A 21,385-nucleotide genomic window follows, 5' to 3' on the forward strand; every position below is an offset into this window, starting at 1 on the left:
GTTCAGGCCTCCGTGGGGGCGAGGCGCTCAAGCTCCGCCTCGGTCGACTTCAGCAGGTCGTTCCAGGACGCCTCGAACTTCTCGACGCCCTCGTCCTCGAGCAGCTGCACCACATCGTCGTACGAGATGCCCAGCTTCGCGACCGCGTCGAGCTCGGCGCGAGCCTGCTCGTAGGTGCCGCGCACGGTGTCACCCGTGATCCGACCGTGGTCGGCGGTGGCCTCCAGGGTGGCCTCCGGCATGGTGTTCACCGTGTTCGGGGCGACCAGGTCGTCCACGTACAGGGTGTCCTTGTACGCCGGGTCCTTGACGCCCGTCGACGCCCACAGCGCGCGCTGCTTGTTGGCTCCGACGCGCTCCAGGGCGGTCCAGCGGTCCGAGGAGAAGACCTCCTCGTAGGCCTCGTAGGCCAAACGGGCGTTGGCGAGGGCCGCCTTGCCCTTGAGGGCCTTGGCCTCGTCGGTGCCGATGGCGTCGAGGCGCTTGTCGATCTCGCTGTCCACGCGGGACACGAAGAAGGAGGCGACCGAGTGGATCAGGGAGAGGTCCAGGCCGGCGGCCTTGGCCTTCTCCAGACCCGCCAGGTACGCGTCCATGACCTCGCGGTAGCGCTCCAGCGAGAAGATCAGCGTGACGTTGACGCTGATGCCCTTGCCGATGACCTCGGTGATCGCCGGCAGGCCGGCCTTGGTCGCCGGGATCTTGATGAGCGTGTTCGGGCGGTCCACCAGCCACGCGAGCTGCTTGGCCTCGGCGATGGTCGCCGGGGTGTTGTGCGCCAGGCGCGGGTCGACCTCGATCGACACGCGGCCGTCCTGGCCGTCGGTGCGGCCGTAGACCGGGCGCAGGATGTCGGCGGCGTCGCGGACGTCCGCCGTGGTGATCATCCGCAGGGCCTCCTCCACGGTGACCTTGCGGGTGGCGAGGTCGGTGAGCTGCTGCTCGTAGCCCTCGCCGCCGCTGATCGCCTTCTGGAAGATCGCCGGGTTGGTGGTGACACCGACCACGTGCGACTGGTCGATGAGCTCCGCCAGGTTGCCGGACGTGATGCGCTTGCGGGACAGGTCGTCCAGCCAGATCGCCACGCCCTCGTCGGAGAGGCGCTTGAGTGCGTCTGTCATGGGAATTGCATCTCCTACTGGTGTCGGGGAGGGCGTCAGCGCGCCGCGGCGGCGAGCGAGTCCTTGGCCGCCGCGGTCACGGCCTCGGCGGTCAGGCCGAACTCGCGGTACAGCACGGCGCCGTCGGCGGAGGCACCGAAGTGCTCCAGCGAGACGATCCGGCCGGCGTCGCCGACGTAGCGGTGCCAGGTCAGGCCGATGCCGGCCTCGACCGCGACGCGCGCCTTGACGGACGGCGGCAGGACGCTGTCCTTGTAGTCCTGGTCCTGCTCCTCGAACCACTCGACGGACGGCATCGAGACCACGCGGGCCGGGACGCCCTCGGCCTGCAGCGCCTCGCGCGCGGCGACGGCGAGCTGGACCTCGGAACCGGTGCCGATGAGGACGACCTGGGCGGGACCGCCCTCGGCCTCGAACAGCACGTAGCCGCCCTTGGCCGCGTCCTCGTTCGCCTCGTACGTCGGCACGCCCTGGCGGGTCAGCGCCAGACCGTGCGGGGCGCCCTTGCCGAACACCTTGGTGTGGCGCTTGAGGATCTCGCGCCAGGCGATGGCGGTCTCGTTGGCGTCGGCCGGGCGGACCACGTTCAGGCCCGGGATGGCGCGCAGCGAGGCGATGTGCTCGACCGGCTGGTGGGTCGGGCCGTCCTCGCCGAGACCGATGGAGTCGTGCGTCCACACGTAGGTGACCGGCACGTGCATCAGCGCGGAGAGGCGGACGGCGTTGCGCATGTAGTCGGAGAACACCAGGAAGGTGCCGCCGTAGATGCGGGTGTGGCCGTGCAGGGCGATGCCGTTCATGGCCGCGGCCATGGCGTGCTCGCGGATGCCGAAGTGGATGGTGCGGCCGTACGGGTCGGCCTCCGGCAGCGGGTTGCCCGTCGGCAGGAACGAGGAGTTCTTGTCGATGGTGGTGTTGTTGGAGCCGGCCAGGTCGGCCGAGCCGCCCCACAGCTCCGGGATGACCGCGCCGAGCGCCTCGAGCACCTTGCCGGAGGCGGCGCGGGTGGCGACGCCCTTGCCCGGCTCGAAGACGGGGAGCTTGTCCTCCCAGCCCGCGGGCAGCTCGTTGGCGTTGATGCGGTCGAACTCGGAGGCGCGCTCCGGGTTGGCGGTGCGCCAGGCGGAGAACTCCTTCTCCCACGCGGCGCGGGCCTCGCGGCCGCGGTCCCCGAGGGAACGGGTGTGGGCGATGACCGCGTCGGAGACCTCGAAGGCCTGCTCCGGGTCGAAGCCGAGGACGCGCTTGGTGGCGGCGACCTCGTCGTTGCCGAGGGCCGAGCCGTGCGAGGCCTCGGTGCCCTGGGCGTGCGGGGCGGGCCAGGCGATGATCGAGCGGGCCGCGATGAAGGAGGGTCGCTCCGTCTCGGCCTTGGCGGCCTGGAGGGCCGTGAACAGGGCCTTCGGGTCGAGGTCGCCGTTCTCCTGCTGCTCGACGCGCTGGACGTGCCAGCCGTACGCCTCGTAGCGCTTCATGGTGTCCTCGGAGACGGCCGTCTCCGTGTCACCCTCGATGGAGATGTGGTTGTCGTCCCACAGCAGCACCAGGTTGCCGAGCTTCTGGTGGCCCGCGAGTGCCGACGCCTCGTGGGAGATGCCCTCCTGGAGGCAGCCGTCGCCCGCGATCGCGTAGACCATGTGGTCGAACGGGGAGGTGCCCGCGGGGGCCTGCGGGTCGAACAGGCCGCGCTCGTAGCGGGCGGCCATGGCCATGCCCACCGCGTTGGCGATGCCCTGGCCGAGGGGACCGGTGGTGGTCTCCACGCCGGCCGTGTGGCCGTACTCCGGGTGCCCGGGGGTCTTGGAACCCCAGGTGCGGAACGCCTTGAGGTCGTCCAGCTCCAGTCCGAACCCGCCGAGGTACAGCTGGGTGTAGAGGGTGAGGGACGAGTGCCCCGCGGAGAGCACGAAGCGGTCGCGGCCCACCCACTCGGGGTCGGCCGGGTCGTGTCGCATGACCTTCTGGAAGAGGGTGTACGCGGCGGGGGCCAGGCTCATCGCCGTACCGGGGTGGCCGTTTCCGACCTTCTGCACCGCGTCAGCGGCCAGGATGCGGGCGGTGTCGACGGCCCGCTGGTCCAGTTCGGTCCAGTCGAGCTCTGTGGTCGTCGGCTTGGTGCTCACCGTGCGTCAGGCTCCTCTCCACATGTCTGAATCCCGGTGACGAACGGTGCACCGGCGCGATTCCGAGCCTACCCCCGCAACGGCGTGCAGCTATTCGAGTGCCCACAGTCCGTCACTGGTTGTTCAGCTCCGTTCGGGCCAACACGACGCGACCCCCGCGCAGGGCGACGTATGACCAACGTCTACAGTGGCGTGGTACGTGCAAGCCCTTACGGGGAGCTTGCTGGTTTCTCTCTCAGGGGTGCGTGTGACGGCCGTCGAATCCCGTCCAGCGGGGGTGCTCGGGACGAGCCCCGGTCACCGGCCGTTCGGGGCCCGGGCCATGGCATTCGTGGCTTTGACCAAGCCCCGGATCATCGAACTTCTGCTGATCACCACAGTCCCGGTGATGTTCCTCGCCGAGCAGGGCGTGCCCTCGCTGTGGCTGGTCCTCGCGACCTGCTTCGGCGGCTACCTGTCCGCGGGCGGCGCCAACGCCCTGAACATGTACATCGACCGCGACATCGACGCACTGATGGACCGGACCTCGCAGCGCCCGCTGGTGACCGGCATGGTCAGCCCGCGCGAGTGCCTGGTCTTCGGCATCACCCTCGGAGTGGTCTCCACCCTGTTCTTCGGGCTGCTGATCAACTGGCTGTCGGCGGCGCTCGCGCTCGGCGCGCTCCTCTTCTACGTGGTCGTCTACACGATGCTGCTGAAGCGGCGTACCGCCCAGAACATCGTCTGGGGCGGCATCGCGGGCTGCATGCCGGTGCTGATCGGCTGGTCCGCCGTCAAGAACGAGGTCTCCTGGGCCGCGGTCATCCTCTTCCTCGTCATCTTCTTCTGGACGCCGCCGCACTACTGGCCGCTGTCGATGAAGGTGAAGGACGACTACGCGCGGGTCGGCGTGCCGATGCTGCCGGTCGTGGCCGGGAACCAGGTCGTGGCGCGTCAGATCGTGCTCTACAGCTGGGTGATGGTGGCGGTCTCGCTGCTGCTGACCCCGCTGGGGTACACCGGCTGGTTCTACACCTCGGTCGCGCTGCTCGCGGGCGGCTGGTGGCTGTGGGAGGCGCACGCGCTGCACGCGCGGGCCAAGGCGGGCCTGACGGGCGGGAAGCTCAAGGAGATGCGCCTGTTCCACTGGTCCATCACCTACGTGTCGCTGCTGTTCGTGGCGGTGGCCGTGGATCCCTTCCTCCGCTGATTACTCAGCGGTAGCATGCCCTCCATGGCAGACACCGCAGACACCGCACAGACCGCGGACAAGAAGCAGGACCGTACGGCGGCGAAGCTGGCCAAGCAGATCGGCGCGTTCGCCAAGCAGCACGGCGGCGCCGAGGGTCAGCTCGCCCACATCGGCCAGGCCGGCACCCGCATCGTGCTCGTGGGCACCGACGGCGGCTGGGGCGACCTGGTCGCCCCCACCTTCGCCGTGGCGCAGCTGGCCGCCGAGAAGGCCGGACTGACCCTCCACGAGGAGTTCGACGGGGAGTTCGCCGCGCGCGTGAAGACCGGCCCGTACGAGTGGACGCGCATGGCCGGCCTCCAGCTCGGCGGACCGGCCAACCCGGCGGCCTGATCCGGCCTCCCGGAGCTCCGGTGCCGTCTCGGTCAACAGCGCGAGAAACACCTCACACCCCGCTCACCCGTTAGGACGTGTGGAAGCCCCTTCCTCACGTCCGCAACGGGATGCCCGGATGATCGAAACGCCGCCCCTGGTGGACCAGTACTGCCACGGAGTACTCCGTACGGAGCTGGGCCTGGGCACCTTCGAGGCCCAGCTGCTGCCCGCGGCGGGCCCGCCCGCCGCGGGCACCACCTTCTTCGACACGCAGACCGGCTTCGCCGTGCGCCGCTGGTGCCCACCGCTGCTCGGGCTGGAGCCGCACGCCACCCCCGCCCGCTACCTGGCCCGGCGCCGAGAGCTGGGCGCCGCCGAATCGGCGCGGCTGCTGCTGCGCGGTTCCGGAGTCGCCACCTACCTCGTCGACACGGGGGAGGCGGGGGACCTCACCGGGCCCAAGGAGCTGGCGCTCGCAGGCGACGCGGAGGCCTTCGAGACGGTCCGGCTGGAGTTACTGGCCGAGCAGGTCGCCGACACCTCCGGGACGGTGGCCGCCTTCCTGGCCAACCTCGCCGAGGCCGTCCATCACGCCGCCGCCGGGGCCGCGGCCTTCACCTGCGCCACCGGATTGGGCCCCGGCTTCGCCGCCGAGCCGCCGGGACCCGGCGAGGTGCGCGGGGCCGCCGGGCGCTGGCTGGACCGGCGGACCAGGGGCGGAGCCGTACGCGACCCCGTCATCCTGCGGCACCTGCTGTGGAGCGCGGTGTCCTCGGGGCTGCCGCTCCAGCTGCACGCGGTCGCGGGGGAGCAGGACGCGCTGACCGGTTTCGTACGGGCCACCGAGGGCCTGGGCGCGCGGCTCGTACTGCTGGGCGCGTACCCCCGTCACCGGCACGCGGCGCGGCTGGCCGCGGCCTTCCCGCACGTCTACGCCGACACCGGCGCGGCCCTCGGGCGGACCGGCGCCGGGGCCGCGACCGTGCTGGCGGAGCTGCTGGAGCTCGCGCCGTTCGGGAAGCTGATGTTCTCCAGCGGCGGGAGCCGGCTCCCCGAACTGCACGCGGTCGGCGCCCTGGTGTTCCGGGAGGCGCTGGGCCGGGTGCTGGGCGGCTGGGTCGCCGACGGGTCGTGGTCCTGGCGGGACGCCGGACGGGTGGCCGCCCTGCTCGCGGCGGGCAATGCCCGCCGCGTCTACCGGCTGGACGAGCGGGGGTAGGGCTCGGTCGGGGCTGCGCAGGGCTCAGACGGTGGAGAGCTGCGGGTCGCCCTGGGCCGGGATCTCCGCCTGCTCCGCAGGCCGCTCACGGAGGCTCAGCGCCACCCGGAGCACCGCGATCCACACCAGGCAGGAGCCGAGCATGTGGGCGGCGACCAGGACCTCGGGCAGCTCGGTGAAGAACTGCACGTAACCGATCCCGCCCTGCGCGAGGAGGACGATCAGCAGGTCCCGGGCACGGGCCCGGGTGTCGGCGGGGGCGTCGACCACGCGCAGCGCCAGCCACATCGCCACGGCCAGCGCGCACACCGCCCAGGCGGCGATCGCGTGCACGTGGGCGGTGGTCGCCCAGTCGAACGGCATCCGCTTGATCTCGCTCTTGTCACCGGCGTGCGGTCCGGATCCGGTGACGACCGTACCCGCCGCGATCAGTACGAGGGTGGTGGCGATCAGGGCCCACGACAGCTTGCGCACCGGACCGGGTACGCGCGGCCGGGGGGCGCCGTCGCCCTCACGGGTGCGCTGCCAGGAGACGGTGGTGACCGCGATCAGGCCGGTGGCCAGCAGGAAGTGTCCGGCGACGCTGTACGGGTTGAGCCCCGTCAGGACGGTGATGCCGCCGAGGACCGCGTTGCACATCACGAGGGCGAACTGGACCCAGCCGAGCTGCGTCAGCGAGTGCCGCCAGGGCTTGGCCGAGCGCGCCGCGAGGATGAACCAGCCGACGGCCGCGCTGAGCACGTACGTCAGCATCCGGTTGCCGAACTCGATGATGCCGTGGAAGCCCTGGGCCTGCGTCACGACGAGGCTGTCGTCGGTGCACTTGGGCCAGGTGTCGCAGCCGAGACCGGATCCGGTCAGCCGCACCGCGCCGCCGGTGACGATGATGGCCACGCTCATGAGGAGCGCGGCGGTCGCGGCGCGCCGGACGGTCCGGGGTGAGGGCGTCCAGCGGCTGGCGATGTATGCGAATGGGTTCAACACGGCCCCTATCGTATGCGTCGCCTTGTGCAAAGTTTCACGAGGGGGTGTTGGCGGGTGCGTCGGGGCCGACGGTCAGCCGGAACCGGGCCCCGGCGGGGTCGCCCTCCTCGTGCCACCACAGGCGGATGCGCCAATGGCCGCCCTCGCCCGGGCAGTCGGCCGAGGCGGTGAAGGTGAGCACCACTTCCGACGCTACGTCCGCCGCTGTCCTGTTTCGCACTTCTGTGGAGCTATGCCAGGGATGATCCAGTACGTTCCACAGCCCGTCGGCGCCGCGCACCTCCACGCGCCACACCGCGAGCCAGGGCGTGACGTCCAGCATCGTGTGCACCTGCTCGGCGCCCAGCCCCAGCCGGGCGGCGATCTCCTCCTCCGGCACCCCCTGGATGCGGGCGGCCACCACGGCCTGCGGCAGCAGCCGTTCGGGCAGCAGCCCCTCCGTGCGCAGCCGGACGAGGGAGCCGAAGGCCAGGAAGCGCAGCCGCAGTTCCAGCTGGCGGCCGATGTGGTCCAGGGCCTCCTCGGCCTCCTCGGACTCCTCCGGGCCGGTGTCCGCGAGCAGCAGCTGCCGGAAGTCCGCCTCCGCGTCCACCGCCCAGGCCACCGCCTCCTCGGCCAGGCCCAGCTCCGCGAGACGGTCCCCGAGGAACACCTTCGCCTGGGCGAGCCCCCGCCGGTTGACCGGATCCCGCTGGTCCAGGCCCGACCACACCTCGACGGCCGCGCGGGTCAGGTCACGGGCGCGCTCGCCGGCCGCCCGTTCCATCGCGCTCGGCCCCTCGGAGGCGGCCGGCCCCAGCGGGTGCCGCGGCAGCCGGTTCCCGTCGCTCAGCGGCCAGGCCAGCCACACCCCGTGGTTGATCAGCCCGCGTGCGTACCAGCGGGCGAAGGCGGGGGAGTACGGGGCCGCGCGCTCGGAGCTCCGCAGCCCCTCCTCGATCGTGGCGAGGGCCGCGGCGCGGTCCCCCTCGGCGAAGCGCAGGGCGGCCCGGTCGGCCAGGCGCAGCCCCAGCAGCGCCGTGCACTCGGGGTCCTCGGTGAGCGGGCGCAGGGCGCCGATCAGCTCGTCGAGGAGCCGCTCGCGGTCCTGGGGCTCCGCGTGCGCGGCCCCCGCGCGTACCCGTGCCCATTGCCCGTCCAGCCGCAGAACGGCCTCTCGCTGCGCCATGTCCGCCCCCCGGCGTCGTGGTCCGCGCACCTCATGGGTGAATGCAGTGGTCGAGTGATGCTACCGGGGCAGCGAGTAACCGGGCGGGTCTCAACCCGGTTGGCATTGATCGTGTGAGTCCCGACCGTCGGCTGGGCGGCGAGCAGCGAGAGCCAGGAATCCCTCTCGTTCGCGAGGGGGAGGAGTCAATCCCAGCGGAAGAGGCGCGCAGCGCCACCCAGCCCTAGTACCGCCCAGCAGGTCAGCACGGCCGCGTCGCCCCACGGCAGCGCGGCCCCGTGCTGGAGCACCTCGCGCAGGCCGTCGGACAGGGCCGAGATGGGCAGCAGGCCCAGTACGGCTTGAACGGTGTCCGGGAACTTCTCCAGCGGCACGATCACCCCGCCGCCGACCAGCAGCAGCAGGAAGACCAGGTTGGCGGCGGCCAGGGTGATCTCCGCCTTGAGGGTGCCCGCCATCAGCAGCCCCAGCCCGGAGAAGGCGGCGGTGCCGAGCAGGATCAGCACGCCGACCGACAGCGGGTTCCCCTGCGGGGACCAGCCCAGCGCGAGGGCGATCACCGTCAGCAGGGCGATCTGGAGCACCTCGGTGACCAGCACCGACAGGGTCTTGGCCGCCATCAGCGCCCAGCGCGGCAGCGGGGAGGCCCCGAGCCGCTTGAGGACCCCGTAGCGGCGGTCGAAGCCGGTGGCGATGGCCTGGCCGGTGAAGGCGGTGGACATCACGGCGAGGGCCAGGATGCCGGGGGCGAGGAAGTCGACAGACTTCCCTGCTCCTGTGTCGATGATGTCGACGGCCGAGAACAGGGTCAGCAGGAGCGCCGGGATGATCACGGTCAGCAGCAGCTGCTCCCCGTTGCGCAGCAGCATCCGGGTCTCCAGTGCCGTCTGCGCGAGGATCATGCGGCCCACGGGCGCGGCCCCCGGGCGGGGGGTGAACGTACCGGCGCTCATGCGCGCAGCTCCTTACCGGTCAGTTCCAGGAAGACGTCTTCGAGGGTGTGCCGCTCCACCGAGAGGCTGTCCGGCATCACGCCGTGCTGCGCGCACCAGGAGGCGACGGTGGCCAGCAGCTGCGGGTGGACGTCGCCGGTGACCCGGTAGACGCCCGGCGTGAGCTCGGCGGCCTCGGTGCCGTCGGGCAGAGCCTTGAGCAGCGAGGCGAGGTCGAGGGAGGGGCGGCCGGTGAAGCGCAGGGTGTTCTCGGCGCCGCCCCGGCACAGCTGCTCGGGGCTGCCGTGGACGATGACCTTGCCCGCGTCCACGATGGCGACCTCGTCCGAGAGCTGCTCGGCCTCGTCCATGTGGTGGGTGGTGAGGACGACGGTCACCCCGTCGGCCCGCAGTTCCCGTACGAGTTCCCAGGTCGCGCGGCGGGCCTGCGGGTCCAGGCCGGCGGTGGGCTCGTCCAGGAAGACCAGCTCGGGGCGGCCGACCACGGCCATGGCCAGGGCCAGGCGCTGCTGCTGGCCGCCGGAGAGCCGACGGTAGGGGGTGCGCCCGCAGCCGCCGAGGCCGAGGCGTTCCACCAGGGGGTCCACATCGAGCGGGTGGGCGTACAGCTTGGCCATGTGGCGCAGCATCTCGACGGCGCGGGCCCCGGAGTAGACGCCTCCGGACTGGAGCATCACGCCGATCCGGGGGCGCAGCGCCTCGGCCTGGGCGACCGGGTCGAGGCCGAGGACACGGACGGTGCCGGCGTCCGGGCGGCGGTAGCCCTCGCAGGTTTCCACAGTGGTCGTCTTGCCCGCGCCGTTGGGACCGAGGACCGCGGTGACGGAGGCCCTCCGGACGGTGAGGTCCAGTCCGTCCACCGCTGTTCTGGGGCCGTACCGCTTCACCAGTCCGCGGATCTCCACGGCGGGGTCGTTGCTCATGGGGGATGAGTCTACGGAGCCGGGTGGGGGGTCCTAGGTCCCGGGGGCGCAAGGGTCACGGGCCCGCGCATCGATGACCTTTTCGCGCGGTCCGGGCGCGGCCCGGACCCTAGCGTTGAAGGAACAGCATCGCTCAGAACGTCGAAGCCACCTCGGGACAGGCCGAGCACAAGGCCCACGACCTGGGGCATCCGCCGCGATTCTTCGTTTCGGCGGTGCTCGCGGGGGCGTACATCGCCATCGGCGAGGTGCTGCTGCTGGTGGCGGTCTCGCCGTTCGTGGCCAACGGTTCGGCGGCGGTGAAGCTGCTGGAGGGCGCGGTCTTCCCGATCGCCCTGACCATCGTGATGTTCGCCGGTGCGCAGCTCTTCACGAGCAACGTGATGGTGATGCTGGTCGGCGCGCTGTCCGGCCGGACCGGGGTCGGGCACCTGCTGTCCTCGTGGGCCCTGTGCCTGGCCGGCAACCTGCTGGGGGCCTTTGCCTTCGGGGCGATGGTGCACGCCTCCGGGGTGACCTCCACGCCGTCCGCGCGGGCCATGCTCACCGAGATGGTCCACGGGAAGATCGCGCTGAGCGGCGGACAGCTCTTCTGGCGTGCGGTGCTGTGCAACATGCTCGTCTGCCTGGGCATCTGGATGTTCACCCGGGCCCGGGGAGATGGCGCGAAGATCTTCGTGCTGTGGCTGCCCGTGGCGGTATTCGTCGCCGTGGGATTCGAACACTGCGTTGCGAACATGGCCCTTTTCAGCCTCGCGATCCTGGATGGCCCAGTGTCGTTCGGTGATCTTTTCCGGAACCTGATGTTCACCGTGCCGGGAAACATCGTGGGCGGAGGACTGCTGGTGGGAGCCGTTTACTGGTTCGCCGGAGGGGCCAGACGAGAAGGCGGACTGTTTGCCTCCGAATAACTCTGCGTCGATAAATAAGGTAACCCTTAGTGATGGATGCCACCAGGAGTGGCCTCCGTCACGGCTTGTCGGGGCTCGGTTAATTACGCAACAATGGCGTTGTGAAATACGGCGAACGGCAGACGGAGATCCCCCAGGGGGAGCTCGCCACCGGGGAGCGGTCAACCCGCAACCGCGTGGCGCGCTCGATCCTGGACCACGGTCCGTCCACCGTCGCCGACCTCGCCCAGCGTCTCGGCCTCACCCAGGCCGCCGTCCGCCGCCACCTCGACACGCTCGTCACCGACGACGTGGTCGCATCCCGTGAGCAGCGTGTGTACGGCGCACGCACCCGGGGTCGGCCCGCCAAGGTCTTCGCGCTCACCGACTGCGGCCGCGACGCCTTCGACCAGTCCTACGACACGCTCGCCGCGGACGCCCTGCGCTGGATCGCGCAGTCCGTCGGCGGAGGCGAGGAGGGGGAGGCGGCAGTCGCCGCCTTCGCCAGGGCCCGGATGGAGACGCAGGCGCGGAGCTACCGGGAAGCCGTCGACGCGGCCGCCCCGGCGGAGCGCACGGAGGCCCTTGCCAGGGCGTTGACCGCGGACGGGTACGCTGCTACGGCGAAGAGCGCTCCCGGTCCGCACAGCGGTGAACAGCTCTGTCAGCACCACTGCCCGGTCGCACATGTCGCCGAGCAGTTCCCGCAGCTCTGCGAGGCGGAGACCGAGGTCTTCTCCCGTCTGCTCGGGACACATGTGCAGCGGCTCGCCACGATCGCCCACGGCGACGGGGTGTGCACCACGTTCATTCCGCGTAGCGCGAGCGCCACACAGACCGACACATCAGTATCTGCAAGTACGGCCGGGAGGAACCCCGCATGACCACGGAGACTGCTCACCCTGAGCTCGATGGCCTGGGCACCTACGAATACGGCTGGGCCGACTCCGACGCGGCCGGCGCCGCTGCCAAGCGGGGTCTGTCCGAGGAAGTCGTCCGCGACATCTCGGCGAAGAAGTCCGAGCCGGAGTGGATGCTGAACCTCCGCCTCAAGGGCCTCAAGCTGTTCGGGAAGAAGCCCATGCCGAACTGGGGTTCCGACCTCTCGGGCATCGACTTCGACAACATCAAGTACTTCGTGCGTTCCACCGAGAAGCAGGCCGCTTCCTGGGAGGACCTGCCGGAGGACATCAAGAACACGTACGACAAGCTCGGCATCCCCGAGGCGGAGAAGCAGCGCCTCGTCGCCGGTGTCGCGGCCCAGTACGAGTCCGAGGTCGTCTACCACCAGATCCGTGAGGACCTGGAGGAGCAGGGCGTCATCTTCCTCGACACGGACACCGCGCTGAAGGAGCACCCGGAGCTCTTCCAGGAGTACTTCGGCACGGTCATCCCGGTCGGCGACAACAAGTTCGCCTCGCTGAACACCGCCGTGTGGTCGGGCGGCTCGTTCATCTACGTCCCCAAGGGCGTCAAGGTCGACATCCCGCTCCAGGCCTACTTCCGTATCAACACGGAGAACATGGGCCAGTTCGAGCGGACGCTGATCATCGTGGACGAGGACGCCTACGTCCACTACGTCGAGGGCTGCACCGCCCCGATCTACTCCTCGGACTCGCTGCACAGCGCCGTGGTCGAGATCATCGTGAAGAAGGGCGGCCGCTGCCGCTACACGACGATCCAGAACTGGTCGAACAACGTCTACAACCTGGTCACCAAGCGCGCCGTGGCGTACGAGGGCGCGACCATGGAGTGGATCGACGGCAACATCGGTTCCAAGGTCACCATGAAGTACCCGGCCGTCTACCTGATGGGCGAGCACGCCAAGGGCGAGACGCTGTCCATCGCCTTCGCGGGCGAGGGCCAGCACCAGGACGCCGGCTCCAAGATGGTCCACATGGCGCCGAACACCTCCTCGAACATCGTCTCCAAGTCGGTGGCCCGAGGCGGCGGCCGGACCTCGTACCGAGGCCTGGTCGAGATCGGTGAGGGTGCCCACGGCTCGAAGTCCAACGTGCTGTGTGACGCGCTCCTGGTCGACACGATCTCCCGCTCGGACACGTACCCCTACGTGGACGTGCGCGAGGACGACGTCTCCATGGGCCACGAGGCCACGGTCTCCAAGGTCTCCGACGACCAGCTCTTCTACCTGATGCAGCGCGGCCTCACCGAGTTCGAGGCCATGGCCATGATCGTGCGCGGCTTCGTCGAGCCGATCGCGAAGGAGCTGCCGATGGAGTACGCGCTGGAGCTCAACCGGCTGATCGAGCTGCAGATGGAGGGCTCGGTCGGTTAGTCCCGACCGCCCCGTCCGCAGCACATTCTTTGACGAAGGAAGAGAGCAAGACGACAGCCATGGCTGAGGCTCAGAACATTCCGGCGGGCTCCACCACCGCCGGCGCGATCGCGGTGGCCGCCGAGTCCACCGTCGCCACCCGGATGAGCGCGCCCCCGTCCTTCGACGTGGCCGACTTCCCGGTTCCGCACGGCCGCGAGGAGGAGTGGCGGTTCACCCCGCTGGCCCGCCTCAAGGGTCTGCACGACGGCACCGCGGTCGCCAACGGCACCATGAAGGCCCAGATCGACGCGCCCGAGGGCGTGACGATCGAGTCCGTCGAGCGCGGCGACGAGCGGATCGGCAAGGCCGGCACCCCCGTCGACCGGGTCTCCGCGCAGGCGTTCTCCTCGTTCGCCAAGGCCACGGTCGTCACCGTGCCCAAGGAGACCGTGCTCGACGAGCCGATCCGCGTCGCGCTGCACGGTGAGGGCGGTACGACCTTCGGTCACACCGTCTTCGACATCAAGCCGTTCGCCGAGGCGATCATCGTGATCGACCACACGGGCGACGGCGTGCGCGCCGCCAACGTCGACATCCTCGTCGGCGACGGCGCCAAGGTGACCTTCGTGTCCGTGCAGGACTGGGACGACACCGCCGTCCACACTTCGCAGCACAACGCCCTGGTCGGCCGCGACGCCAGCTTCAAGTCCGTGGCCGTCACCTTCGGCGGCGACCTGGTCCGCCTGCACCCGCGCATCGCCTACGCGGGCCCCGGCGGCGAAGCCGAGATGCTCGGGCTCTACTTCACGGACGCCGGCCAGCACCAGGAGCACCGCCTCCTGGTCACGCACGACGCCCCGCACTGCAAGTCGAACGTGGTCTACAAGGGCGCGCTCCAGGGCCAGGACGCCCACGCCGTCTGGATCGGTGACGTGCTCATCGAGAAGACCGCCGAGGGCACCGACACCTACGAGATGAACCGCAACCTCGTCCTCACGGACGGCGCGCGGGTCGACTCGGTGCCGAACCTGGAGATCGAGACCGGCGAGATCGTCGGCGCCGGCCACGCCTCCGCCACCGGCCGCTTCGACGACGAGCAGCTCTTCTACCTGCAGTCCCGTGGCATCCCGGCCGACGAGGCCCGCCGCCTAGTCGTGCGTGGCTTCTTCGCCGAGCTCGTCCAGCAGATCGGTGTCGCGGACGTCGAGGAACGCCTGATCGCGAAGATCGAGGCCGAGCTGGCGGCGGCGGTCTGATGACGTACATCAAGGCCTGCACGCTGAGCGAGCTGGAGGAGAACACCCCCAAGCGGGTGGAACTCGACGGCACGCCGGTGTCCATCGTCTCCACCGAGGGCGAGGTGTTCGCGATCAACGACATCTGCTCGCACGCGAACGTCTCCCTCTCGGAGGGTGAGGTCGAGGACTGCCAGATCGAGTGCTGGCTGCACGGGTCGGCTTTCGACCTGCGCACCGGCAAGCCTTCCGGTCTGCCCGCGACGCGCCCCGTACCCGTATACCCCGTAAAGATCGAAGGGGACGACGTGCTCGTCTCCCTCACCCAGGAGTCCTGAGGTATCCATGGCAACGCTTGAAATCCACGACCTGCACGTCTCCGTCGAGGCCGAGAACGGCGCCCGCGAGATCCTCAAGGGCGTCGACCTCACCGTCAAGCAGGGTGAGACGCACGCCATCATGGGTCCGAACGGCTCCGGCAAGTCCACCCTCGCGTACTCGCTCGCCGGTCACCCGAAGTACACCATCACCGGTGGCACCGTGACCCTCGACGGCGAAGACGTCCTGGAGATGTCCGTCGACGAGCGCGCCCGCGCCGGCCTGTTCCTCGCCATGCAGTACCCGGTCGAGGTCCCCGGCGTCTCGGTCTCCAACTTCCTGCGCACCTCGGCCACCGCCATCCGCGGCGAGGCGCCGAAGCTGCGTACCTGGGTGAAGGAGGTCAAGTCCGCGATGGAGCAGCTCCAGATGGACCCGGCCTTCGCCGAGCGCAACGTCAACGAGGGATTCTCCGGCGGTGAGAAGAAGCGCCACGAGATCCTCCAGCTGGAGCTCCTGAAGCCGAAGATCGCGATCCTCGACGAGACCGACTCCGGCCTCGACGTGGACGCCCTGCGTCAGGTCTCCGAGGGCGTCAACCGCGTCCACGCGACGGGCGAGGTCGGCACGCTGCTGATCACGCACTACACGCGGATCCTCCGCTACATCAAGCCCGACTTCGTCCACGTCTTCTCCGAGGGCCGCATCGCCGAGTCCGGTGGCGCCGAGCTCGCCGACAAGCTGGAGGCGGAAGGCTACGAGTCGTACAGCACGAAGGGTGGCGCGACCGCGTGATTCAGTTGCCTGGCCTCCTCGACATCGAGGCGATCCGCAAGGACTTCCCCCTGCTGGATCGTGTGGTCCACGACGGGAAGAAGATCGTTTACCTGGACAACGCTGCGACCTCGCAGAAGCCGCGCCAGGTGCTCGATGCGCTGAACGAGTACTACGAGCAGCACAACGCCAACGTCCACCGTGGCGTGCACGTGCTCGCCGAGGAGGCCACGGCACTGTACGAGGGCGCCCGCGACAAGGTCGCCGCCTTCATCAACGCGCCGAGCCGCGACGAGGTGATCTTCACCAAGAACGCCTCGGAGTCGCTCAACCTGGTCGCGAACATGCTCGGCTGGGCGGACGAGCCCTACCGGGTCGACCGCGAGACCGAGATCGCCATCACGGAGATGGAGCACCACTCCAACATCGTCCCGTGGCAGCTGCTCTCGCAGCGCACCGGCGCGAAGCTGAAGTGGTTCGGCCTCACCGACGACGGCCGGCTCGACCTGTCCAACATCGAAGAGGTCATCACGGAGAAGACGAAGATCGTCTCCTTCACGCTGGTCTCCAACATCATGGGCACGATCAACCCGGTCGAGGCGATCGTCCGGCGCGCGCAGGAAGTCGGCGCGCTGGTCCTGATCGACGCCTCGCAGGCCGCTCCGCACATGCCGCTGGACGTCCAGGCCCTCGGCGCCGACTTCGTGGCCTTCACCGGCCACAAGATGTGCGGCCCGACCGGCATCGGCGTCCTCTGGGGCCGCCAGGAGCTCCTGGAGGACCTGCCGCCGTTCCTCGGCGGCGGCGAGATGATCGAGACCGTGTCGATGCACGCCTCGACGTACGCCCCGGCGCCTCACAAGTTCGAGGCGGGTACGCCCCCGATCGCCCAGGCCGTCGGCCTCGGCGCGGCCGTGGACTACCTCACCGCGATCGGCATGGACAAGATCGCCGCTCACGAGCACGCGATCACCGAGTACGCGGTCAAGCGCCTCCTGGAGGTGCCCGACCTGCGGATCATCGGCCCGACCACGGCCGAGGACCGCGGTGCCGCGATCTCGTTCGTCCTGGGTGACATCCACCCGCACGACGTCGGCCAGGTGCTGGACGAGCAGGGCATCGCCGTACGGGTGGGACACCACTGCGCGCGCCCCGTCTGCCTGCGCTACGGAATTCCGGCGACGACGCGAGCGTCTTTCTACCTGTACTCCTCTCCCGCGGAGGTCGACGCACTGATCGACGGGCTGGAGCACGTACGGAACTTCTTCGGCTGACGAGGACGAGGACGACGAGGACGCTGTGAAGCTGGATTCGATGTACCAGGAACTGATCCTGGACCACTACAAGCACCCGCACGGGCGCGGCCTGCGCGACGGCGACGCCGAGGTGCACCACGTCAATCCGACGTGCGGCGACGAGATCACGCTGCGCGTGAAGTACGACGGGGAGACGCTCACCGACGTCTCCTACGAGGGCCAGGGCTGCTCCATCAGCCAGGCCAGCGCGTCCGTACTGAACGAGCTGCTCGTGGGCAAGGAACTGGCCGAGGCGCAGAAGATCCAGGCTGTCTTCCTGGAGATGATGCAGTCCAAGGGCAAGATCGAACCCGACGAGGCCATGGAAGAGGTGCTGGAGGACGCGGTCGCGTTCGTCGGCGTCTCCAAGTACCCGGCTCGCGTGAAGTGTGCTCTGCTGAGTTGGATGGCGTGGAAGGACGCGACGGCCCAGGCTCTGGGCGACGCGGAGAGGAAGACGGCATGACCGAGAACGCGACGCCCGAGGCGTCGATCAAGCCGGCCACCGAGGAAGAGGTCCGCGAGGCCCTCTATGACGTGGTCGACCCCGAGCTGGGCATCGACGTCGTCAATCTGGGCCTGATCTACGGCATCCACATCGACGACGCGAACATCGCCACCCTCGACATGACCCTGACCTCGGCGGCCTGCCCGCTGACGGACGTCATCGAGGACCAGGCGAAGTCGGCGACGGACGGCATCGTCAACGAACTTCGCATCAACTGGGTCTGGATGCCCCCGTGGGGCCCGGACAAGATCACGGACGATGGTCGTGAGCAGCTCCGCGCGCTCGGCTTCAACGTCTGACCGACGTGTACATGTGAGGGCCCCCGGCACGGTCGTGCCGGGGGCCCTCCCTGTTCTCCGGGGCGACGAGTGACGTGCACCCGGAGTTGGCCGGGGTGGCCGAATCTTCTCGACGGTCGTCAGGAACTGGCGCCGACACAGAATCGAGAGGACCCTCTGTGACCGTTCGCCTCGCACCCGTACGCCCCTGGGGCGCCGTCGGCGCCGCGGCCCTGCTCGTCGCCGGGCTCACCGCGCCCGCGTCCGCGTCCGCGGCCACCGGCTTCCCGGCGGCCTCCGACGTGACGATCGGGCTGTCCGCCACGCACCTGAGCGGGGCGGTCGGAGCGTACGGCGACCCGTCCGTGACGGTGGACGTGGAGCAGGCCGGGATACCCGACGGCTTCCTGCGGCTCACGGTGCTCTCCTCCAGCAATCCCGCCGTCGCGGACGTGGCCGACGTACGGCAGGTGCGCACGCCCGGCGGCGACCGGCGCCTGACGGTCCACGCCCGGGGCCAGGGCTACACCGAGCTCACCCTCCAGGTCACCGGACGCGGCGGCCGGACGGCCACGGCCACCCTGTCCTACGCGGCCTCGGCGCGGGTGGATGGCGCCCTGACCACCCGCTACCTCACGGGATCCTCCGACGCCTCGGCCGCCGTGGACGCCGGCGGCGGCCACGTGCTGGTCGCGGACGACGAGACCAACGTGCTGCGCCTGTACGACCGCTCCCGCTCGGGCGCGCCCGTGAAGACCTGGGACCTCGGGCCCTCGCTCGGTCTGAAGAAGGAGGCCGACATCGAGGCCGCCACCCGGGTCGGCGACACGATCTACTGGACGGGCTCCCTCGGCAACAACAAGGACGGCAAGTACAAGGCCGAGCGCAACACCGTCTTCACCACGACGGTCACCGGGTCGGGCGCCGACACCGAGATCACCTTCGGTACCGCCTACCGGAAGCTGCGGGAGGACCTGGTCGCCTGGGACGCGGCGAACGGGAACCGGTACGGATTCGCGGCCGGCACGGCCGCGGGCGAGGTGCCGAAGCAGATCGACGGGTTCAACGTGGAGGGGCTGGAGTTCGCCCCGGGATCCACCAGCACGGCCTACGTGGGCTTCCGGGCCCCGCTGGCGCCGGCCGCGCTCGGCGGCAAGGCGCTGATCGTGCCGGTCACCAACTTCGACCAGGTCGTGGCGGCGGGGGCCAAGCCGGTCTTCGGTGCGGGCGTCGAGCTGGACCTCGGCGGGCTGGCCGTCCGGGACATCCGCAAGAACGCGGCCGACCAGTACCTGATCCTGGCCGGCTCCTGGGCCGCCGACGACAATTCGGACCCGTACGCGCTCTACCAGTGGGACGGCGTCCCCGGTCACGCGCCGGTGAAGCGGGTCGACCTGCCGACCACGGACCCGGGCGGCTGGGAGGCCATCGTGAACGTCCCCGAGCGGCTGGTGCCCGGGGCCCGGATCCAGCTGATCACCGACAGCGGCGCCGCCGACCTCTACGGGGACGGCACGGAGGCCAAGGACCTCGACCACCCGGAGTGGAAGAAGTCCCGGTCCGCCTGGTTCAAGCTGGGCTGACCCGGGGGCGCGCATGCGCATGCGTACGGGTGTACACAGCGATGCGTACACCCGTACACTCGCACGCATGCCCTACGTACTGCTCGCCGCAGCCATAGCCGCCGAGGTCGCCGGGACCACCGCGATGAAGTACAGCGACGGCTTCACGAAGCTGTGGCCGTCGCTGGGGACGCTGCTCGGCTACGTCATCGCCTTCACCCTGCTCGCGCAGACGCTGAAGACGATGTCGGTGGGCACGGCGTACGCGATCTGGGCGGGTGTCGGCACGGCCGCCATCGCCGCCATCGGCATGGTGTTCATGGGGGAGGCGGCCACCGCCGCGAAGATCGCCGGCCTCGTGCTGGTCATCGCCGGGGTGGTCCTGCTGAACCTGGGCGGGGCGCACTGATGCCCCCCGGCGTACGGCGCTACGACCCCGACCGGCGGCAGCGGATCATCGACGCCGCGATCCGGGTGGTGGGGGCCAAGGGCATCGCGGGGCTGAGCCACCGCAGCGTGGCCGCGGAGGCCGACGTACCGCTCGGCTCGACGACGTACCACTTCAAGACCCTGGACGACCTGCTGGTCGCGGCCCTCCGGCAGGCCAACGAGGGCTTCACCCCGGCGCCGGCCCTGCCGGAGCCGGACCTGGCGGGGGCGCTGGCGCGCCTGCTCGGGGAGTTCCTGTCGGCCGACCGCGGCCGGGTCGAGCTGGAGTACGAGCTCTACCTGGCGGCCCTGCGGCGGCCGGCGCTGCGGCCGGTGGCGGCGGAGTGGTGCGAGTCGGTCGTGGCGGCGCTGGCCCCGCGGACCGATCCGGTGACGGCCCGCGCGCTGGTCGCCGTGATGGACGGCATCAGCCTGCAGGTGCTGTTGACGGACACCGAGTACGACGAGCCGTACGCCCGCGAAATCCTGTCCCGGGTGCTGCGGCCGGCGTAGCCGGGTGGGCGCGGCGCCGCTTCCTGGGGCGCTGCCCCGGACCCCGCGCCTCAAACGCCGGCGGGGCTGGATTCGCCTGATGCCGGCTGCCCTGCGCGGGCACCTCCAGCCTCGCCGGAGGCTGATGCGGGGCGCTGTGTGCGGGCACTTCCAGCCTCGCCGGCGTTTGAGGCGCGGGTCCGGGCGGTGCTCGGGGAACGGTGGAAGGGCGGGGCGGGGACGGCTCCGCGCAGCGGCCCCGGCGGCCCCGGCCGTGCGGAGGCCCTGGCGGTCCGGGCGCGCGGGGACCGGCCATCGCCGGCCCGGCCCGGCCATCGCCGGTCCCGCCCCCTCGTAGGCGGCGGCCCTCCGGTGGGGCTACGCGGTGCGGACCGCCGTCAGCGCCGCGGTCACGCTCGCCTCGATGTCCCGGATCGGGTAGAAGACTTCGCGGACCACGCGGTCGCGGTCCAGGACCAGGGTCAGCCGCTTGATCCGGCTCACGCCCGCCGCGCGGAACGTCGGCAGCCGCAGCGCCGCCGTCAGGCCGAGTTCCGCGTCCGAGAGGAGCGGGAACCGCAGCCGCTCCTGCTCCGCGAACTCCCGCTGCTCGTCCGCCCGCTGCGTGGAGACCCCGTGCACGGTGGCGCCGGCGGCCGTGAACTCCGCGAGCTGGTCGCGGTACGTGCACGACTCGAACGTACAGCCCTTGGCGCCCGGGATCCCGGCCCAGCCGGGCGGGTAGGACTCGGCGCGCGCGTACGCACCCGGGAAGCAGTACAGGACCGTGAACGGGGTGTCCGCCACCGGGTCGCGCAGCTCGCCGAACCGATCCGGCAGCAGCAGCTCCGGCACCCGTGTGCCGCGCAGCGCGTGCACCCGGTCGGCCTCCTTGGAGGCCTCCGTCGTCGTTGCCGTCATCTCTCCCTCTCCCAGGACCCAGGCGTCCCCCCAGTCCTGGAGGGCGACCAGGACCGGCAGGAGTCCCCGCCCTCGCGGGGTCAGCCGGTATTCGTGCCGCACCGGGCGCTCCTGGTACGGCTCGCGCGTCAGCACTCCCGCCTCGACGAGCAGCTTCAGCCGCTCGGCGAGGACCTTGCGGGACATCCCCAGCTCGCGCTGGAGCTCGTCGAAGCGGTGCAGGCCGCGGGCGGTGTCGCGCACGATCAGCAGCGTCCACCAGTCGCCCACGACGTCGAGGGCCTGGGCGATGGAGCAGTCCGCGTCGCCGAGGTGCGTGCGCTGGGCCATGGGCACTCCTTTGTCCGTTGACCCCAGGCTGTCATGCT

The 21,385-nt window shown here is 70.5% G+C and carries 22 protein-coding genes; 15 read left to right on the forward strand and 7 right to left on the reverse strand.

The window, feature by feature from the left end:
* Nucleotides 1-2 precede the first annotated feature (2 nt).
* Both tal and tkt read right to left on the reverse strand, forming a co-directional pair.
* On the reverse strand, nucleotides 3-1,121 hold the full coding sequence (gene tal / locus OG625_RS29370; protein ID WP_329387004.1) for a transaldolase: 1,119 nt from the start codon (nucleotides 1,119-1,121) through the stop codon (nucleotides 3-5).
* Between the two features lie 35 nt (nucleotides 1,122-1,156).
* A complete protein-coding gene (tkt, locus tag OG625_RS29375) occupies nucleotides 1,157-3,244 on the reverse strand; it encodes a transketolase (protein ID WP_329387006.1) in 2,088 nt (695 codons plus the stop codon).
* Nucleotides 3,245-3,491: 247 nt separating this feature from the next.
* Between tkt and OG625_RS29380 the strand changes: the two genes are divergently transcribed.
* From OG625_RS29380 to OG625_RS29390, 3 genes are all read left to right on the forward strand, one after another.
* Entirely contained in the window at nucleotides 3,492-4,433 is a 942-nt protein-coding gene (locus OG625_RS29380; RefSeq protein ID WP_329387008.1) for a heme o synthase, read from the forward strand.
* Between the two features lie 24 nt (nucleotides 4,434-4,457).
* On the forward strand, nucleotides 4,458-4,808 hold the full coding sequence (locus tag OG625_RS29385) for a hypothetical protein (RefSeq protein ID WP_329387010.1): 351 nt from the start codon (nucleotides 4,458-4,460) through the stop codon (nucleotides 4,806-4,808).
* Nucleotides 4,809-4,926: 118 nt separating this feature from the next.
* Nucleotides 4,927-6,009 (forward strand): amidohydrolase, encoded by a 1,083-nt coding sequence (locus OG625_RS29390; protein WP_329387011.1) that lies wholly within the window; start codon nucleotides 4,927-4,929, stop codon nucleotides 6,007-6,009.
* 24 nt (nucleotides 6,010-6,033) lie between these two features.
* On the opposite strand, the gene OG625_RS29395 is transcribed toward OG625_RS29390, so the two are convergent.
* From OG625_RS29395 to OG625_RS29410, 4 genes are all read right to left on the reverse strand, one after another.
* Entirely contained in the window at nucleotides 6,034-7,023 is a 990-nt protein-coding gene (locus tag OG625_RS29395) for a COX15/CtaA family protein (RefSeq protein ID WP_329387014.1), read from the reverse strand.
* Nucleotides 7,024-7,027: 4 nt separating this feature from the next.
* Entirely contained in the window at nucleotides 7,028-8,161 is a 1,134-nt protein-coding gene (locus OG625_RS29400; protein WP_329387016.1) for a hypothetical protein, read from the reverse strand.
* Between the two features lie 185 nt (nucleotides 8,162-8,346).
* Nucleotides 8,347-9,114 (reverse strand): ABC transporter permease, encoded by a 768-nt coding sequence (locus OG625_RS29405; RefSeq protein WP_329387018.1) that lies wholly within the window; start codon nucleotides 9,112-9,114, stop codon nucleotides 8,347-8,349.
* Complete coding sequence (locus OG625_RS29410; protein ID WP_329387020.1) at nucleotides 9,111-10,037, reverse strand: ABC transporter ATP-binding protein; 927 nt, start codon at nucleotides 10,035-10,037, stop codon at nucleotides 9,111-9,113. The genes OG625_RS29405 and OG625_RS29410 overlap by 4 nt, the downstream gene beginning before the upstream one ends.
* A gap of 128 nt (nucleotides 10,038-10,165) precedes the next feature.
* Between OG625_RS29410 and OG625_RS29415 the strand changes: the two genes are divergently transcribed.
* The 12 genes from OG625_RS29415 (at nucleotide 10,166) to OG625_RS29470 (ending at nucleotide 20,117) form a co-directional block, all read left to right on the forward strand.
* A complete protein-coding gene (locus OG625_RS29415; RefSeq protein ID WP_329391075.1) occupies nucleotides 10,166-10,948 on the forward strand; it encodes a formate/nitrite transporter family protein in 783 nt (260 codons plus the stop codon).
* A 101-nt stretch (nucleotides 10,949-11,049) separates the two neighbouring features.
* Complete coding sequence (locus OG625_RS29420) at nucleotides 11,050-11,811, forward strand: helix-turn-helix transcriptional regulator (protein ID WP_329387022.1); 762 nt, start codon at nucleotides 11,050-11,052, stop codon at nucleotides 11,809-11,811.
* Complete coding sequence (gene sufB, locus OG625_RS29425; RefSeq protein WP_329387025.1) at nucleotides 11,808-13,223, forward strand: Fe-S cluster assembly protein SufB; 1,416 nt, start codon at nucleotides 11,808-11,810, stop codon at nucleotides 13,221-13,223. The genes OG625_RS29420 and sufB overlap by 4 nt, the downstream gene beginning before the upstream one ends.
* A 59-nt stretch (nucleotides 13,224-13,282) precedes the next feature.
* Nucleotides 13,283-14,461 carry a Fe-S cluster assembly protein SufD gene (gene sufD, locus OG625_RS29430; protein WP_329387027.1) on the forward strand — a complete coding sequence of 393 codons (1,179 nt, stop codon included), beginning with the start codon at nucleotides 13,283-13,285 and terminating at the stop codon, nucleotides 14,459-14,461.
* On the forward strand, nucleotides 14,461-14,778 hold the full coding sequence (locus OG625_RS29435) for a bifunctional 3-phenylpropionate/cinnamic acid dioxygenase ferredoxin subunit (protein ID WP_329387029.1): 318 nt from the start codon (nucleotides 14,461-14,463) through the stop codon (nucleotides 14,776-14,778). Before sufD ends, OG625_RS29435 begins: the two co-directional genes overlap by 1 nt.
* A gap of 7 nt (nucleotides 14,779-14,785) precedes the next feature.
* Nucleotides 14,786-15,553 (forward strand): Fe-S cluster assembly ATPase SufC, encoded by a 768-nt coding sequence (sufC, locus tag OG625_RS29440; RefSeq protein ID WP_329387031.1) that lies wholly within the window; start codon nucleotides 14,786-14,788, stop codon nucleotides 15,551-15,553.
* Nucleotides 15,550-16,806 carry a cysteine desulfurase gene (locus OG625_RS29445; protein ID WP_329387033.1) on the forward strand — a complete coding sequence of 419 codons (1,257 nt, stop codon included), beginning with the start codon at nucleotides 15,550-15,552 and terminating at the stop codon, nucleotides 16,804-16,806. The genes sufC and OG625_RS29445 overlap by 4 nt, the downstream gene beginning before the upstream one ends.
* A 25-nt stretch (nucleotides 16,807-16,831) precedes the next feature.
* The gene (gene sufU, locus OG625_RS29450; RefSeq protein ID WP_030027090.1) at nucleotides 16,832-17,293 is read left to right on the forward strand and encodes a Fe-S cluster assembly sulfur transfer protein SufU; all 462 of its coding nucleotides are present in this window, start codon (nucleotides 16,832-16,834) and stop codon (nucleotides 17,291-17,293) included.
* A complete protein-coding gene (locus tag OG625_RS29455; protein WP_030388904.1) occupies nucleotides 17,290-17,634 on the forward strand; it encodes a metal-sulfur cluster assembly factor in 345 nt (114 codons plus the stop codon). Before sufU ends, OG625_RS29455 begins: the two co-directional genes overlap by 4 nt.
* Nucleotides 17,635-17,792: 158 nt before the next feature.
* Nucleotides 17,793-19,196, forward strand: a complete 1,404-nt coding sequence (locus tag OG625_RS29460) for a DUF3616 domain-containing protein (RefSeq protein ID WP_443067798.1) — start codon at nucleotides 17,793-17,795, stop codon at nucleotides 19,194-19,196.
* Between the two features lie 67 nt (nucleotides 19,197-19,263).
* Nucleotides 19,264-19,584 (forward strand): DMT family transporter, encoded by a 321-nt coding sequence (locus OG625_RS29465; protein ID WP_329387035.1) that lies wholly within the window; start codon nucleotides 19,264-19,266, stop codon nucleotides 19,582-19,584.
* Complete coding sequence (locus OG625_RS29470; RefSeq protein WP_329387037.1) at nucleotides 19,584-20,117, forward strand: TetR/AcrR family transcriptional regulator; 534 nt, start codon at nucleotides 19,584-19,586, stop codon at nucleotides 20,115-20,117. Before OG625_RS29465 ends, OG625_RS29470 begins: the two co-directional genes overlap by 1 nt.
* 357 nt (nucleotides 20,118-20,474) lie before the next feature.
* Here OG625_RS29470 and OG625_RS29475 read toward each other — a convergent pair whose 3' ends face one another.
* Nucleotides 20,475-21,347 (reverse strand): winged helix-turn-helix transcriptional regulator, encoded by an 873-nt coding sequence (locus tag OG625_RS29475; RefSeq protein WP_329387039.1) that lies wholly within the window; start codon nucleotides 21,345-21,347, stop codon nucleotides 20,475-20,477.
* Between the last annotated feature and the right edge of the window lie 38 nt (nucleotides 21,348-21,385).

The sequence above is a fragment of the Streptomyces sp. NBC_01351 genome, from assembly GCF_036237315.1.
GTDB lineage: Bacteria > Actinomycetota > Actinomycetes > Streptomycetales > Streptomycetaceae > Streptomyces.

What these genes read in the sequence shown, in the direction of transcription:
- OG625_RS29400 (WP_329387016.1), bottom strand. Translation starts at nt 8,161, where the DNA reads ATGGCGCAGCGAGAGGCCGTTCTGCGGCTGGACGGGCAATGGGCACGG.
- OG625_RS29475 (WP_329387039.1), bottom strand. Translation starts at nt 21,347, where the DNA reads ATGGCCCAGCGCACGCACCTCGGCGACGCGGACTGCTCCATCGCCCAG.
- OG625_RS29405 (WP_329387018.1), bottom strand. Translation starts at nt 9,114, where the DNA reads ATGAGCGCCGGTACGTTCACCCCCCGCCCGGGGGCCGCGCCCGTGGGC.
- OG625_RS29470 (WP_329387037.1), top strand. Translation starts at nt 19,584, where the DNA reads ATGCCCCCCGGCGTACGGCGCTACGACCCCGACCGGCGGCAGCGGATC.
- OG625_RS29465 (WP_329387035.1), top strand. Translation starts at nt 19,264, where the DNA reads ATGCCCTACGTACTGCTCGCCGCAGCCATAGCCGCCGAGGTCGCCGGG.
- OG625_RS29435 (WP_329387029.1), top strand. Translation starts at nt 14,461, where the DNA reads ATGACGTACATCAAGGCCTGCACGCTGAGCGAGCTGGAGGAGAACACC.
- tal (WP_329387004.1), bottom strand. Translation starts at nt 1,121, where the DNA reads ATGACAGACGCACTCAAGCGCCTCTCCGACGAGGGCGTGGCGATCTGG.
- OG625_RS29410 (WP_329387020.1), bottom strand. Translation starts at nt 10,037, where the DNA reads ATGAGCAACGACCCCGCCGTGGAGATCCGCGGACTGGTGAAGCGGTAC.
- OG625_RS29455 (WP_030388904.1), top strand. Translation starts at nt 17,290, where the DNA reads ATGACCGAGAACGCGACGCCCGAGGCGTCGATCAAGCCGGCCACCGAG.
- sufD (WP_329387027.1), top strand. Translation starts at nt 13,283, where the DNA reads ATGGCTGAGGCTCAGAACATTCCGGCGGGCTCCACCACCGCCGGCGCG.
- sufC (WP_329387031.1), top strand. Translation starts at nt 14,786, where the DNA reads ATGGCAACGCTTGAAATCCACGACCTGCACGTCTCCGTCGAGGCCGAG.
- OG625_RS29390 (WP_329387011.1), top strand. Translation starts at nt 4,927, where the DNA reads ATGATCGAAACGCCGCCCCTGGTGGACCAGTACTGCCACGGAGTACTC.
- sufB (WP_329387025.1), top strand. Translation starts at nt 11,808, where the DNA reads ATGACCACGGAGACTGCTCACCCTGAGCTCGATGGCCTGGGCACCTAC.
- OG625_RS29385 (WP_329387010.1), top strand. Translation starts at nt 4,458, where the DNA reads ATGGCAGACACCGCAGACACCGCACAGACCGCGGACAAGAAGCAGGAC.